The sequence below is a fragment of the Pseudomonas subflava genome, assembly GCF_023823685.1.
Lineage (GTDB): Bacteria > Pseudomonadota > Gammaproteobacteria > Pseudomonadales > Pseudomonadaceae > Aquipseudomonas > Aquipseudomonas subflava.
Genome location: NZ_JAMXBF010000014.1, coordinates 165,505 through 179,305, shown reverse-complemented (window position 1 = coordinate 179,305; position 13,801 = coordinate 165,505). Strand labels below are relative to the sequence as shown.

The following is a 13,801-nucleotide window of genomic DNA, read 5'->3' as shown; positions in this document are numbered from 1 at the left end:
ATGAACCTGCAAGGCAAGACCGCCCTGGTCACCGGCTCCACCAGCGGCATCGGTCTGGGCATCGCCCTCAAGCTGGCCGAGGCCGGCGCCAACCTGATGCTCAACGGCTTCGGCGACAGCGCGGCCGCGCTGGCGGCGGTACGCGCCCACGGCGGCAAGGTCGCTCACCATCCGGCGGACATGAGCAAGCCGGAGGAGATCGAGGCGCTGATCCACGCCACCAAGGCCGAGTTCGGCGGCATCGACATCCTGGTCAACAACGCCGGCATCCAGCACGTGGCGCCGGTGGAGGAATTCCCGGTCGAGCGCTGGGACGCGATCATCGCCATCAACCTCAGCTCCACCTTCCACACCACGCGCCTGGCGCTGCCGGGCATGCGCCAGCGCGACTGGGGGCGGATCATCAATATCGCCTCGGCCCACGGCCTGGCGGCCTCGGCCGGCAAGAGCGCCTACGTGGCGGCCAAGCACGGCCTGGTCGGCCTGACCAAGAGCGTGGCGCTGGAAACCGCCACCACGGGCGTCACCTGCAACGCCATCTGCCCTGGCTGGGTGCTGACACCACTGGTACAGAAGCAGATCGACGACCGCGCCGCCGCGGCCGGCGGCCTCGACCAGGCGCGCCACGACCTGCTGGCCGAGAAGCAGCCGTCGCTGGAATTCGTCACCCCCGAACAGCTCGGCGAACTGGCCCTGTTTCTCTGCAGCGACGCCGCCATCCAGGTGCGTGGCGCCGCCTGGAACATGGACGGCGGCTGGCTGGCCCGCTAGACCTCATTGAACAACAACAAAAGAGGTTTGCTCATGTTTGCTCGCATCACCCACTGGAGCGTGCAGCTGGTCCAGCGCTACCTGCCGTCGCCCTTCGTGTTCTCCGCGCTGCTCACCCTGTTCGTCCTGCTGCTGGCCATGTTCAGCACCCAGCAGGGCCTGCCGACCATGGTGCGCCACTGGCACACCGGCTTCTGGGCGCTGCTGGCCTTCGCCATGCAGATGGCGCTGGTCTTCGTCACCGGCCACGCGCTGGCCAGCGCCCCGCCCCTGCGCCGCCTGCTCGACCGGCTGGCGGCGATCCCGCGCAGCCCGACCCAGGCGATTCTGATGATCACTTTGATCGCGCTGCTCGGCAGTTGGATCAACTGGGGCTTCGGCCTGGTGATCGGCGCCGTCATGGCCCGCGCCCTGGCGCGCCAGGTCAAGGGCGTCGATTACCCGCTGCTGGTCGCCTCGGCCTATTCTGGCTTCCTCGTCTGGCACGGCGGCCTGTCCGGCTCCATCCCGCTGGCGCTGGCCGGCGGTGGCGCCGACGTGGCCAAGGTCAGCGGCGGCGTGATCGAAGCGCCGATCGGCGTGGCACTGACCCTGTTCACCCCGCTCAACCTGACCATCATCGCCCTGCTGGTGATCGGCCTGCCGCTGCTCAACCGCGCCATGCACCCGGCCCCGTCGCTGAGCAAGGTCGCCGACCCCGATCTGCTGGCCGAAGCCCAGGCCGAGGCGCCGCCGCGCGAAACGCCGGCCCAGCGTCTGGACGACAGCCGCCTGCTGGGCCTGGCGCTGGTGGCCATCGCCGCGCTCTATTACGTCGGCCACTTCATGGCCAAGGGCTTCGCCCTCGACCTCAACACGGTGATCGGCATCTTCCTGTTCCTCGGCCTGCTGCTGCACGGCTCGCCGGAACGCTACATGCGCGCCGTGGACATCAGCGTGCGCGGCATCGGCGGCATCGTCCTGCTGTTCCCGTTCTACGCCGGCATCATGGGTATGATGACCGGCACCAACGCCGACGGCGTGTCGCTGGCCGGGCAGATCAGCCAGCTGTTCATCGAGGGCTCCTCGGCCAACAGCTTCCCGCTGCTGGCCTTCCTCAGCGCCGGTGTGGTCAACGTGTTCGTGCCGTCCGGCGGCGGCCAATGGGCCGTGCAGGGGCCGATCATGCTGCCGGCCGGCCAAGCCCTCGGCGTCGATCCGGCCGTCACCGCCATGGCCATCGCCTGGGGCGATGCCTGGACCAACATGATCCAGCCGTTCTGGGCGCTGCCGCTGCTCGGCATCGTCGGCCTCGGCGCCCGCGACATCATGGGCTACTGCCTGATCGCACTGCTCTACTCCGGCCTGGTGATCTCCGGCTGCTTCTACTTTCTCGCCTGATTGGATGTATCGATGAACGCTCCCCTCTGGACCCCCTCCGCCGAACGCATCGCCGCCACCCGCATGGATGCCTTCCGCCGCTTCGTCAACCAGCGCCACGGCCTGCAACTGGCCGACTACCCGGCGCTGCATGCCTGGAGCGTGGATGAGCGCGAAGCCTTCTGGCAGGCCATCGTCGACTTCTTCGAGGTGCGCTTCACCGCCCAACCCGAGGCGGTACTGCGCGAAGGCGCCGCCATGCCCAGTGCCGACTGGTTCCCCGGCGCCACCCTGAACTTCGCCGAACATCTGCTGCGTCGTCGCGACAACCATCCGGCGCTGGTCGCCATCGGCGAGGACGGCTCGCGTGAACAGCTCAGCTACGCCGAACTGGCCGCCCATGTCGCCGGCCTGCAACGCAGCCTGCAGGCGGCCGGAGTCGGCGTTGGCGATCGAGTCGCCGCCTTCATGCCCAATACCTGGCAGACCCTGGTCGGCATGCTCGCCACCGCCAGCCTCGGCGCCACCTGGTCGAGCTGCTCGCCGGACTTCGGCACCCAGGGCGTGATCGACCGTTTCGGCCAGATCGAGCCCAAGGTGCTGATCGCCGCGGCCGGCTACCGCTACGCCGGCAAGAACCTCGACCTGACCGGCAAGCTCAACGAGATCCTCGAGCGCCTGCCCACCCTGCAGCAACTGGTGGTAGTGCCCTACTCCAACCCTAACGCCCAGCCGGACGACTTCGAGACGGCTGCCCCTGTGGCGCTGTGGGGCGACTTCTACCAGGCCGGCGGCGAGCCGCAGTTCACTCAGGTCGCCTTCGAGCAGCCGCTGTACATCCTCTATTCCAGCGGCACCACTGGCGTGCCCAAGTGCATCGTCCATGGCGCCGGCGGCACCCTGCTGCAGCACGTCAAGGAACTCGGCCTGCACACCGACCTGCATGCCGACGACACCCTGTTCTACTACACCACCTGCGGCTGGATGATGTGGAACTGGCTGGTCTCAGGCCTGGCCCTCGGCGCCACCCTGATGCTGTTCGACGGCTCGCCCTTCCACCCGGGCGCCGAGCGCCTGATCGACCTGATCGACGCCGAGAACATCAGCATCTTCGGGACCAGCGCCAAGTTCATCGCCGCCCTCGAGAAGGCCGGCGCCAAGCCGCGCGAAACGCACAAGCTGAGCCGCCTGAAGGCCATCCTCTCGACCGGCTCGCCGCTGGCCCACGAGAGCTTCGAATACGTCTACCGCGACATCAAGGCCGATGTCTGCCTGTCCTCCATCTCCGGCGGCACCGACATCGTCTCCTGCTTCGCCCTCGGCAACCCGGTGCTGCCGGTGCGCCGCGGCGAGTTGCAGTGCAAGGGCCTGGGCATGGACGTGCAGGTCTGGAACGACGATGGCAAACCGGTGATCGGCGAGAAGGGCGAGCTGGTCTGCGCCCGGCACTTCACCTCCATGCCAGTGGGCTTCTGGAACGATGCCGATGGCGAGAAATTCCGCAGCGCCTACTTCGACACCTTCCCCGGCGTCTGGGCCCACGGCGATTACGCCGAGGAAACCGCGCACGGCGGCTTGGTCATCCACGGCCGCTCGGATGCCGTGCTCAATCCCGGCGGCGTGCGCATCGGTACCGCCGAGATCTACCGCCAGGTGGAAAAGATCGAGGAAGTGCTGGAGTCCATCGCCATCGGCCAGGACTGGGACGGCGACGTGCGCGTGGTGCTGTTCGTCCGCCTGCGCGACGGCGTAGCACTGAGCGACGAGCTCAAGCAGCGCATCTGCCAGGTGATCCGCGCCAACACCACGCCGCGCCATGTGCCAGCCAAGGTCATCGCCGTGGCCGACATCCCACGTACCATCAGCGGCAAGATCGTCGAACTGGCCGTGCGCAACGTGGTGCATGGCAAGCCGGTGAAGAACACCGACGCCCTGGCCAATCCACAGGCGCTGGAGCTGTTCCGCGACCTGCCGGACCTGCAGAGCTGACAGGCACTCTAACCACCGGCGGCGCCCCGCTTCGCCGCCGGTACGAATGGAAACAGACGCGGTAATCTCCTGCCACGATCCTCGGCTTGAGCCCAAACGGCCCGCACTCGGACAATCCCGCTGATCACGGATGAGGGGCTGCGCCATGTACCGATTTCCACCGAAAAGAACCGCACTGGTGCTGGACGAGACACTGGAATACCTGAGCGCCGGGGCTGGCGCATTCACGGTGGTGCTGGTCAATGGCTCCGGAGGCCCGATCGAGGGCTGGCACAAGGTATTCGCGCCACTTGCGGGTTTCGCCAGGGTGTTCGCCTACAACAGGGCGGGAATCGGCGGCAGCACCGAGCCCTCCTATCCGCAGCGCGGCACGCACCTGGTACGCAGCCTCCGAGGTGCGCTGCAGGCCGCCGGCGTCGAGCCACCCTATGTGCTGGTCGGTCACTCCTTCGGCGGGCTGATCGTCAACCTGTTTGCCCGCCTGCATCCGAACGAGGTAGCGGCGGTGGTGATGGTCGAAGCGACGGCGCCGCGAGATGTGGCCGTCCTGAAAACCCACGCGACCGGACTGCAGCGCCTGCTGCAAGGCGCGCTGCGCCGGCTCGCGCCAGCCAACCCGAACGCCGAAACCGAGCAGGCTGCGGCCACCGTCGTCGAACTCGAGTCGGCGCCACCCTTTCCGCCCATTCCGCTGACCGTCGTCAGCGGCGGCAAGCCGGCGATGCGCTGGGCCACGGCGCAGCAGGCGCTGGCGGCGAGGGCCAAGCATCAAAGGGAACTGGCCGGATTGTCACCGCTCGGAGAGCAGATCATCGCTGCCGGAAGCGGCCATTTTCCGCAGTTCACCGAGCCGCAGTGCGTGGTGGACGCTATTCGCGCAACCGCTCGGCGCGCCGGCCTGCAGGCCTAGCCGGGGCGGCCCACCGCCAAGGCGCTGGCGGCCGACGGAGCGGCGATGTAGCGCACATGCGTGTTCTTCGAAAACGCGTAGGAAAGGTTCACGCCGAAAAAGCCGCTGTAGCAGCGCGACAAATGGGCTGCATCGGTGAAGCCGGAGCGACGGATGGCCAAGGGCGTCGGCATGCCCTTCAGCACTAGCAGTAGAAAGTCGATCAGCCGGTACCACAGCCGGTGTCGGCGCAGCGGCACGCCCACCTGCAGGCCGAACAGGCGGATCAGGCCTGACTCGGACAGGCCAACCTCCTCGGCCAGTGCCCCGACCGGGATGTTCAGCGAGGCGGTATCACGCAGTCTTTCGATCACGTGGGCGATCCGCGGGTCGCTGCCGGCATCCGTTGCGCCCTGTAGGATCAGGGCTTGCATGCGCCGCTGAGCCTCGGCGAAGTCCGGGGCATCGCCACGCAGGCGGATCAGCTCTGCGATCAACAGGCTCTCGTCGGAAATATCGTGGCAGATGCCATCGCTCATCGCGTTCATCCTGCGGCGCAGCACGGAGCAATCGCCCCTGGCTGCGTCCAGGTAGCAGGCGGCGAAGACGGCGCCCTGGTTATCGATGCAGATGCGGCTGCCGGCCGGTATCAGCAGGCTCCGCGTCGACACCCAGCGCCGCGCACCAGCCGCACGGAAGCTCACCGAGCCCTGCAGGCATACCACCAGCGAGGCCGCCGCCGAATGCAGATCCCGAATGGGCAGCTGGGTCTGGCCGAGGTAGATATAACGCCGACTGGACACATATATCAGCGCCGGCGGACAAGTATTTGGGCACAGTCTGTTAGGCATGGCCATTCCGATATGCGTTCGACATCAGAAAACAGCTCGAGCCTCAACAACTACTTGGCTCGGGAAGTTGATGTCAACGCGCCGACTGCAAACTCATACCCGAGTCGAACTTAGGCATTAACGAGCACGGCGACCATCGGAAGGGTCCGCTATAAGCCGCTGAAACAGGCTCTTCCAGAAGCAGCCATGACACCCCGGCGATACCGACGGAAACGATTGAGGCAGGACGTAAACGATTCGAAACAAACAGCCGACGAATGCACTACAGCCATACGCGTATCAGTCTTCGGAAGTATCTTGCGACTCGGGGAGTTTCTTGTATGAACTGAGCCTGGGTAGCAATTGTTGGTCGGTGGGGCCCTTGCTAGTTTTCAGCGCAGTTCGCTTGTCCCTGGCGAGCTGCAGGACTTTCTGAGAACAATAACGACGAGGCAACCTTATGAAGGCATCCCTTGCTACAGCTGCTCTGTTTGTCGCTTCACTGCTGGTCAGTTCACATGTGTTATCGGCGCCCGGCCCCTCCGCCCCCTGCAGCAACTGCACTCGCGGCCCCAACCCCACCGAAGCCTCGCTGAAGAGCGACCGAGGACCGTTCACTACCGCGCGCTTCTCGGTATCGGGCTTTCTCAAGGGATTCGGCGACAGCACGGTGTACTACCCGACCAATACCACCGGCAGGATGGGCGCCATCGCCGTCATCCCGGGCTATCTGTCCTACGAGAGCAGCATCGAATGGTGGGGACCGCGTCTGGCCTCCCATGGCTTCGTGGTGATGACCATGAACACCAGCACCATCTACGACCAGCCGGATAGCCGCGCCACTCAGTTGAGCAAGGCCTTGGACTACCTGATCGCCCAGAGCAACACCAGCAGTAGCCCGATCTACAACAAGATCGACAGCACCCGCCTGGGCGCCATCGGCTGGTCCATGGGCGGCGGCGGCTCGCTCAAGCTGTCCACCCAGCGTTCGCTCAATGCGATCATTCCCCAGGCTCCCTGGTACTCCGGCAGCAACAGTTTCAACACCATCAAGACCCCGGCGCTCATCCTCGCTTGCAGCGCGGACACCGTGGCCCCGGTGTCGGTACACGCCTCGCCGTTCTATAACCGGATCCCTGGCTCCACGCCCAAGGCCTTCCTGGAGATCTACGGCGGCTCGCACTTCTGCGCCAACTCCGGCTATCCCAACGAGGATCTGCTGGGCCTGTACGGCATCGCCTGGATGAAGCGATTCATCGACTTCGACAACCGCTACAGCCAGTTCCTCTGCGGTCCGAATCACGAGGGCGACTTCGCCATCTCCGACTATCGGCAGAACTGCCCGTACTGACCGGCAAACGAAGGGCGGCCGCCCGCCCTTCTTTAAGTCGCGTCCGTGTCAGATGCCCGGGCGCCCCGGGTCTTCCGGCGGCGTTTCTTCCTCGATGTCTTCCAGTTTGAGCTCCATCGCCCAGTTGGCCGGGGCCGCGGCGGGCGCCGCCTCGGGGGTAGGCGCCGGTGCGGCGGCCTGGGGCGCGGCCGGGTTGTCCTTGTACAGCTTGAGCTTGAGACGCACGTTGTTGGCCGAGTCGGCGTTCTTCAGCGCCTCCTCCTCCTCGATGGCGCCTTCGTTGACCAGGTCGATCAGCGCCTGGTCGAAGGTCTGCATGCCGAGGTTCTTCGACTTCTCCATAATCTCCTTCAGCTCGGAGAATTCGTTGCGCTTGATCAGGTCGCGCACGGTCGGCGTGCCGAGCATCACCTCCACGGCGGCGCGGCGCTTGCCGTCGGTGGTCTTGACCAGGCGCTGAGAGATGAAGGCGCGCAGGTTGTTGCCCAGGTCGTTGAGCAACTGCGGGCGGCGGTCTTCAGGGAAGAAGTTGATGATGCGGTCCAGCGCCTGGTTGGCGTTGTTGGCGTGCAGCGTGGAGATGGCCAGGTGGCCGGTGTCGGCGAAGGCCAGGGCGTGCTCCATGGTCTCGCGGTCGCGGATCTCGCCGATCAGGATCACGTCCGGCGCCTGGCGCAGGGTGTTCTTCAGCGCGGCGTGGAAGCTGCGGGTGTCCACGCCGACCTCGCGTTGGTTGATGATCGACTTCTTGTGCCGGTGCACGTACTCCACCGGGTCCTCGATGGTGATGATGTGGCCGCCGCTGTTGCGGTTGCGGTAGTCGATCAGGGCTGCCAGCGAGGTGGACTTGCCCGAACCGGTGCCACCGACGAACAGCACCAGGCCGCGCTTCTCCATCACCGTCTTGAGCAGCACCTCGGGCAGCTTGAGGTCCTCGAACTTGGGGATCTCCATCTTGATGTTGCGCGCGACGATGGACACCTCGTTGCGCTGCTTGAAGATGTTGATGCGGAAGCGACCGACGGCGGGCACGGAGATGGCCAGGTTCATCTCCAGCTCCTTTTCGAACTCGGCGCGCTGCTCGGCGTCCATCACGCTGGCGGCGATGGCGGCCACGTCGCCCGGTTTGAGCGGCTCCTGGCTGAGCGGCTTGAGCACGCCGTTGAACTTGGCGCAGGGCGGCGCGCCGGTGGACAGATAGAGGTCGGACCCGTCCTGGCTGGACAGGATTTTCAGCATCTGGGTGAGGTCCATCGCGCACGCTTCCGTCTGGATGAGTGGAATCCGCCTATCTCTCCCGAACACCTAGGCAGATTGAAAAGGTAGGCCAGCTTCGCCGGCCAGGCAGGCTGAAAAATGGCGCCATTCTGATGGCGCAGCGAATGCTGGCACAATAGCGCCCTCGCGAAATGAGGACCGCATCATGCCCAAGGCCATGGCCCGCCACATTCTGGTGAAGACCGAGGCGGAAGCAGCCGCCCTGAAGAAGCGCATCGCCGCCGGCGAAGCCTTCGACGTGCTGGCGAAGAAACACTCCACCTGCCCCTCCGGCAAGAAAGGCGGCGATCTGGGCGAGGTACGCCCTGGGCAGATGGTCCGTGCGGTGGACCAGGTGATCTTCAAGAAGGCGCTGCGCGAGGTGCACGGCCCGGTGAAGACCCAGTTCGGCTATCACCTGATCCAGGTTTTCTACCGCGAGTGACCGGGTTCAGGCCCAACCGAGGGTAATGGCCGCCAGCGCCAGGTAGCGGCCGATCTTGGCCAGGCCGACCAGCAGCAGGAAGCTCCACCATGGCTCGCGCATCACACCGGCCACCAGCGTCAGCGGATCACCGATGACCGGCACCCAGCTCAGCAGCAGCGACCAGCGTCCGTAGCGCCGGTAGGTCGCCTTGGCCTGCTCCAGGCGCTGCACGCTGACCGGAAACCAGCGTCGCTCGCGGAAGCGTTCGACGCCGCGGCCGATCGCCGCATTGAGTACCGAACCGAGCACATTGCCGACGCTGGCCACGACGAGTAGCACGACTACTGGCTGCGCACCGCCCAGCAACAGCCCGACCAGCACCGCCTCCGACTGCAGCGGCAGCAGACTGGCGGCGCCGAACGCCGACAGGAAAAGGCCCAGGTAGAGAGAGAGGTCGAGCACGCGCGAGCACCGAAGAAACCGCTCCGCGTTATAGCCTGTTCGCCGACCGGCCGACAGCCAAACCTGTCGAATCCGCGCCAATCACTCTACAATGCGCCCCTTTTTCTCGGGCCATGCGCCCTCGCCCACAGGATTTTGCCGTGATCTCCACCGCCAACATCACCATGCAGTTCGGTGCCAAGCCGCTGTTCGAGAACGTTTCCGTCAAGTTCAACAACGGCAACCGCTACGGCCTGATCGGCGCCAACGGTTGCGGCAAGTCGACCTTCATGAAGATCCTCGGCGGCGATCTGGAGCCTTCCGGCGGCCAGGTGATGCTCGAGCCGAACGTGCGCCTGGGCAAGCTGCGCCAGGACCAGTTCGCCTACGAAGAATTCACCGTGATCGACACCGTGATCATGGGCCACGAGGAGCTGTACAAGGTCAAGGCCGAGCGCGACCGCATCTACTCGCTGCCGGAGATGAGCGAAGAAGACGGCATGAAGGTCGGCGAGCTGGAGGGCGAGTTCGCCGAGATGGACGGCTACACCGCCGAATCCCGTGCCGGCGAGCTGCTGCTCGGCCTGGGCATCCCGCTGGAGCAGCACTTCGGCCCGATGAGCGAAGTGGCTCCGGGCTGGAAGCTGCGCGTGCTGCTGGCCCAGGCGCTGTTCTCCGACCCGGAAGTGCTGCTGCTGGACGAGCCGACCAACCACCTGGACATCAACACCATCCGCTGGCTGGAAAACATCCTCACGGCGCGTAACAGCACCATGATCATCATTTCCCACGACCGTCACTTCCTCAACTCGGTCTGCACCCACATGGCCGACCTGGACTACGGCGAGCTGCGCCTGTTCCCGGGCAACTACGACGAGTACATGACCGCCGCGACCCAGTCGCGCGAGCAGCTGCTGGCCGACAATGCCAAGAAGAAGGCGCAGATCGCCGAGCTGCAGACCTTCGTCAGCCGCTTCTCGGCCAACGCCTCCAAGGCCAAGCAGGCCACTTCGCGCGCCAAGCAGATCGACAAGATCCAGCTGGCCGAAGTCAAGCCGTCCAGCCGCGTCAGCCCGTTCATCCGCTTCGACCAGAATAAGAAGCTGCACCGCCAGGCCGTGACCCTGGAGAAAGTCTCCAAGGCCTTCGACGACAAGGTGCTGTTCAAGAACTTCAGCTTCCAGGTCGAGGCCGGCGAGCGCGTGGCCATCATCGGCCCCAACGGCATCGGCAAGACCACCCTGCTGCGCACTCTGGTCGGCGAGATGGCGCCGGATGCCGGCGAGGTGAAGTGGACCGAGAGCGCCGAGGTCGGCTACTACGCCCAGGACCACGCCCATGACTTCGAGGACGACGTCAGCCTGTTCGACTGGATGGGCCAGTGGACCCAGGGCGAGCAGACCATCCGCGGCACTCTGGGCCGCATGCTGTTCAGCAACGACGAGATCCAGAAGTCGGTCAAGGTCATCTCCGGTGGTGAGCAGGGCCGCATGCTGTTCGGCAAGCTGATCCTGCAGAAGCCCAACGTGTTGGTGATGGACGAGCCGACCAACCACCTCGACATGGAATCCATCGAGGCGCTCAACCTGGCGCTGGAGAACTACCCGGGCACGCTGATCTTCGTCAGCCACGACCGCGAGTTCGTCGGCTCCCTGGCCACCCGAATCATCGAGCTCTCCGAGAACGGCGTGACCGACTTCAGCGGCACCTACGACGACTACCTGCGCAGCCAGGGCGTGATCGTCTGAGGCCCGTTTCGCGAAGCAAAAAGAAGCCCCGCCAGTGCGGGGCTTTTTCATGGACGCAATTCGGAGCCGATCGCAGGGTGCGCCGTGCGCACTACCGCGACGCCCCGGCTCAGGGCCGCCCGAGGTAGTCCATCTTGCCGATGCCCAGGCCGTTGTGGCGCAGGATGGCGTAGGCGGTGGTGACGTGGAAATAGAAGTTCGGCAGCACGAAATGCAGCAGGTAGTCCTCGCCGCTGAATTTCAGCTCGCTGCCCGGCACCTTGATCACGACTTCGCGACCCGCGCCGCTGTCGATCTGCTCGGGGCTCAGGCTCTTGAGGAAGTCCAGGGTCTTGGCGATGCGCGCCTGCAGCTCGGCGAAGCTGCTTTCGGTGTCCGGGAAGCTGGGGACCTCGACACCGGACAGGCGCGCGGCGCAGCCCTTGGCCGCGTCGCTGGCGATCTGCACCTGACGGGTCAGCGGGTGCATGTCCGGCGCCAGACGTGCGTTGAGCAATACGGAAGGATCGATCTTTCTGGCCTCGGCATCGGCCACGGCCTTGTCGAGAATGGCCGAGAGGTTGCCGAACATGCGCACGAATACGGGCACCGAGGCCTGGTAGAGGGACAGCGACATGGGGAAGGTTCCTTTGCTAGGTTAGCCGTCACAGCGACAGGAGGCTGGACATGATGGACGCGGAACAGGTCGCCGCTTACTGCCTGCAGCTGCCGGGTGCGCGCGAGGATCTAAAATGGGGCAGCAACCGGGTGTTCTCAATAGCGGGCAACAAAATGTTCGCCATCCTCGATTTCATGGGCGACGCGCTGGCGTTCAAGGTCGAGCCGGAGCTGTTTCTCGGCTACGTCGACCGGCCGGGCATCCGCCCCGCGCCGTATCTGGCCCGTGCGCACTGGATCAGCATGGCACCGCCCTTCCCCCTCGGTGACGCCGAGCTGCGCGACCTGCTGGCGCGCTCCCACCAGCTGGTGGTGCGCCGGCTGCCGAAGATCCGCCAGGTGGGCTTGCTGCTCGACTAGAGCGGTAGCAGGTGGCCGAGGTAGCGGCCGCCCAGCGCCAGCTGGTCGATCCAGAAGGCCTGGTGCAGCGCGACGATGGCCCAGAACACCAGTTGGAAGGACGCCTTGCGCGTCTTGTGGCGGAACACCTGCTGCGCCACCAGGGCGCCGGGCCAGCCGCCGAGCAGCTCGGCGATGTGCAGGCTGTTTTCCGGCGTGCGCCAGAGCCCCTTCTGCGCGGACTGCTTGTCCAGCCAGTACTGGCAGAAGCTGAACAGGCTGACCAGCGGATAAGCCAGCAGGACCCAGACTAGCCCTCGCTCCAGCAGCGCCAGACCACCCCAGACCGGCAGCACGCACAGCGCCGCCAGCACCAGCAGCTTGAGCGGCAGTTGCTGAATGCTCGACTGCACCGGCCGCTCGCCGCGAGGCGGGCGGGCACGCTTCGCAGCGGCAGCCCTGGCTGGTTTGGCAGACTCCGTCGGCTTGCGGCGAATCGCCGGTCGATCCAGGCTCAGCGCGGCGTGGCGCATATGCTGGGCACGCGGCCGACCCTGGGCATCGCTACCGGCGACATAGACCACCGCGTCGCCAACCTGCGGCCGGCTATCGCCACGCATAGCGGAGATATGCACGAACAGCGGCTCGCCGCCACTCTCCGGCTGGATGAAGCCGAACCCCTTGCCGTCGTTCCAGCTCTTCAGGACGCCACGCTTCTCCATGTCAGCCCTGGGCGTTGCTCCAGTCGATCAGGTGGAACTGCCAGGTGGCCAGGATCAGCAGGCCGAAGCCGATGCGGTACCAGGCGAATACCGCATAGCTGTGGTTGGCGATGAACTTGAGCAGGCCGCGCACGGCGATCATGGCGAACACGAACGACACCACGAAGCCCAAGGCGAACACCGGTAGATCGCCGGGCTGGAACAGGTCGCGGTACTTGTAGCCGGAGTAGACCGCGGCGCCGACCATGGTCGGCATGGCCAGGAAGAAGGAGAACTCGGTGGCGGCGCGGCGCGACAGACCGAACAGCAGCCCGCCGATGATGGTGGAAGCCGAGCGCGAGGTGCCGGGGATCATCGCCAGGCACTGGGCGAAGCCGATCTTCAGCGCCTCCTTCCAGGTCATGTCGTCCACTTCCTCGACCGTCACCTCGTGGGTGCGCCGCTCGGCCCAGAGCATCACCACGCCGCCGATCACCAGAGCCGCCGCCACGGTGACGGCGTTGAACAGGTAGTCGTGGATCAGATCGGCGAAGGCGACGCCGATGACCACCGCCGGCAGGAAGGCGATCAGCAGGTTGGCGGTGAAGCGCTGCGCCTGGCGCTGGCGCGGCACGTTGAACACGGTGATGAGGATCTTGCGGCGGTATTCCCACATCACCGCCAGGATGGCGCCCAGCTGGATGATGATGTTGAAGGCCATCGCCCGCTCGCCGCCGAAACCGAGCAGGTCGGCGACGATGATCTGGTGGCCGGTACTGGAGATCGGCAGGAACTCGGTCAGCCCCTCCACGATGCCAAGAATCAGTACCTGCAGGGCTGTCCACAAATCCATGAATGACCTCGGGCTGGCCCTTTCCGCGAAACGGCCGATAACTAGGTTGGCGCCTGGCACACAGGCAGAAAGCGGCGGGCATGCTACCAGATGGCGCCCCGCCGCGCTGCCTGGCCAACGGTTAATGGCGCAGCTTCTAGACTGACGATTAGCTAGCACGCATTCCAAGAACAAGAACCGGAGCACCGT

Annotated in this window: 14 protein-coding genes; 8 read left to right on the top strand and 6 right to left on the bottom strand. The window is 65.6% G+C overall.

Annotated elements, in window-relative coordinates:
* From NF616_RS19505 to NF616_RS19490, 4 genes are all read left to right on the top strand, one after another.
* On the top strand, positions 1 to 771 hold the full coding sequence (locus NF616_RS19505) for a 3-hydroxybutyrate dehydrogenase (protein WP_252275399.1): 771 nt from the start codon (positions 1 to 3) through the stop codon (positions 769 to 771).
* Between the two features lie 33 nt (positions 772 to 804).
* Positions 805 to 2,151, top strand: a complete 1,347-nt coding sequence (locus NF616_RS19500; RefSeq protein WP_252275397.1) for a short-chain fatty acid transporter — start codon at positions 805 to 807, stop codon at positions 2,149 to 2,151.
* Between the two features lie 12 nt (positions 2,152 to 2,163).
* Positions 2,164 to 4,119 carry an acetoacetate--CoA ligase gene (locus tag NF616_RS19495; RefSeq protein ID WP_252275395.1) on the top strand — a complete coding sequence of 652 codons (1,956 nt, stop codon included), beginning with the start codon at positions 2,164 to 2,166 and terminating at the stop codon, positions 4,117 to 4,119.
* A gap of 178 nt (positions 4,120 to 4,297) precedes the next feature.
* A complete protein-coding gene (locus NF616_RS19490) occupies positions 4,298 to 5,029 on the top strand; it encodes an alpha/beta fold hydrolase (protein ID WP_252275392.1) in 732 nt (243 codons plus the stop codon).
* Here NF616_RS19490 and NF616_RS19485 read toward each other — a convergent pair.
* Positions 5,026 to 5,811: a helix-turn-helix domain-containing protein gene (locus NF616_RS19485; protein ID WP_252275391.1), complete on the bottom strand. Its 786-nt coding sequence runs from the start codon at positions 5,809 to 5,811 to the stop codon at positions 5,026 to 5,028. The genes NF616_RS19490 and NF616_RS19485 overlap by 4 nt on opposite strands.
* Before the next feature lie 487 nt (positions 5,812 to 6,298).
* On the opposite strand from NF616_RS19485, the gene NF616_RS19480 reads away from it, so the two are divergent.
* Entirely contained in the window at positions 6,299 to 7,189 is an 891-nt protein-coding gene (locus tag NF616_RS19480) for an alpha/beta hydrolase family protein (RefSeq protein WP_252275389.1), read from the top strand.
* Positions 7,190 to 7,237: 48 nt separating this feature from the next.
* Here NF616_RS19480 and NF616_RS19475 read toward each other — a convergent pair whose 3' ends face one another.
* Positions 7,238 to 8,443, bottom strand: coding sequence for a PilT/PilU family type 4a pilus ATPase (locus tag NF616_RS19475; protein WP_252275388.1), 1,206 nt, complete (start codon positions 8,441 to 8,443; stop codon positions 7,238 to 7,240).
* 169 nt (positions 8,444 to 8,612) lie between these two features.
* On the opposite strand from NF616_RS19475, the gene NF616_RS19470 reads away from it, so the two are divergent.
* On the top strand, positions 8,613 to 8,891 hold the full coding sequence (locus tag NF616_RS19470) for a peptidylprolyl isomerase (RefSeq protein WP_043307263.1): 279 nt from the start codon (positions 8,613 to 8,615) through the stop codon (positions 8,889 to 8,891).
* Positions 8,892 to 8,897: 6 nt separating this feature from the next.
* Here the strand turns inward: NF616_RS19470 and NF616_RS19465 are convergent, their stop codons facing one another.
* Positions 8,898 to 9,335, bottom strand: a complete 438-nt coding sequence (locus tag NF616_RS19465) for a YqaA family protein (RefSeq protein WP_252275386.1) — start codon at positions 9,333 to 9,335, stop codon at positions 8,898 to 8,900.
* A gap of 140 nt (positions 9,336 to 9,475) precedes the next feature.
* Between NF616_RS19465 and NF616_RS19460 the strand changes: the two genes are divergently transcribed.
* Positions 9,476 to 11,062, top strand: a complete 1,587-nt coding sequence (locus NF616_RS19460) for an ABC-F family ATPase (protein WP_252275384.1) — start codon at positions 9,476 to 9,478, stop codon at positions 11,060 to 11,062.
* A gap of 109 nt (positions 11,063 to 11,171) precedes the next feature.
* Here the strand turns inward: NF616_RS19460 and NF616_RS19455 are convergent, their stop codons facing one another.
* Positions 11,172 to 11,678, bottom strand: a complete 507-nt coding sequence (locus tag NF616_RS19455; RefSeq protein WP_252275382.1) for a DUF1993 domain-containing protein — start codon at positions 11,676 to 11,678, stop codon at positions 11,172 to 11,174.
* A 53-nt stretch (positions 11,679 to 11,731) separates the two neighbouring features.
* On the opposite strand from NF616_RS19455, the gene NF616_RS19450 reads away from it, so the two are divergent.
* The gene (locus NF616_RS19450) at positions 11,732 to 12,079 is read left to right on the top strand and encodes an MmcQ/YjbR family DNA-binding protein (protein ID WP_252275482.1); all 348 of its coding nucleotides are present in this window, start codon (positions 11,732 to 11,734) and stop codon (positions 12,077 to 12,079) included.
* Here the strand turns inward: NF616_RS19450 and NF616_RS19445 are convergent.
* Entirely contained in the window at positions 12,076 to 12,780 is a 705-nt protein-coding gene (locus NF616_RS19445) for a DUF1294 domain-containing protein (RefSeq protein ID WP_252275381.1), read from the bottom strand. The genes NF616_RS19450 and NF616_RS19445 overlap by 4 nt on opposite strands.
* A gap of 1 nt (position 12,781) precedes the next feature.
* Positions 12,782 to 13,612, bottom strand: coding sequence for an undecaprenyl-diphosphate phosphatase (locus NF616_RS19440; RefSeq protein WP_252275379.1), 831 nt, complete (start codon positions 13,610 to 13,612; stop codon positions 12,782 to 12,784).
* Positions 13,613 to 13,801: the final 189 nt, after the last annotated feature.

Coding starts and splice junctions, on each gene's coding strand:
- NF616_RS19480 (WP_252275389.1), top strand. CDS start 6,299: ATGAAGGCATCCCTTGCTACAGCTGCTCTGTTTGTCGCTTCACTGCTG.
- NF616_RS19445 (WP_252275381.1), bottom strand. CDS start 12,780: ATGGAGAAGCGTGGCGTCCTGAAGAGCTGGAACGACGGCAAGGGGTTC.
- NF616_RS19500 (WP_252275397.1), top strand. CDS start 805: ATGTTTGCTCGCATCACCCACTGGAGCGTGCAGCTGGTCCAGCGCTAC.
- NF616_RS19495 (WP_252275395.1), top strand. CDS start 2,164: ATGAACGCTCCCCTCTGGACCCCCTCCGCCGAACGCATCGCCGCCACC.
- NF616_RS19455 (WP_252275382.1), bottom strand. CDS start 11,678: ATGTCGCTGTCCCTCTACCAGGCCTCGGTGCCCGTATTCGTGCGCATG.
- NF616_RS19505 (WP_252275399.1), top strand. CDS start 1: ATGAACCTGCAAGGCAAGACCGCCCTGGTCACCGGCTCCACCAGCGGC.
- NF616_RS19470 (WP_043307263.1), top strand. CDS start 8,613: ATGCCCAAGGCCATGGCCCGCCACATTCTGGTGAAGACCGAGGCGGAA.
- NF616_RS19450 (WP_252275482.1), top strand. CDS start 11,732: ATGGACGCGGAACAGGTCGCCGCTTACTGCCTGCAGCTGCCGGGTGCG.
- NF616_RS19440 (WP_252275379.1), bottom strand. CDS start 13,612: ATGGATTTGTGGACAGCCCTGCAGGTACTGATTCTTGGCATCGTGGAG.
- NF616_RS19475 (WP_252275388.1), bottom strand. CDS start 8,443: ATGGACCTCACCCAGATGCTGAAAATCCTGTCCAGCCAGGACGGGTCC.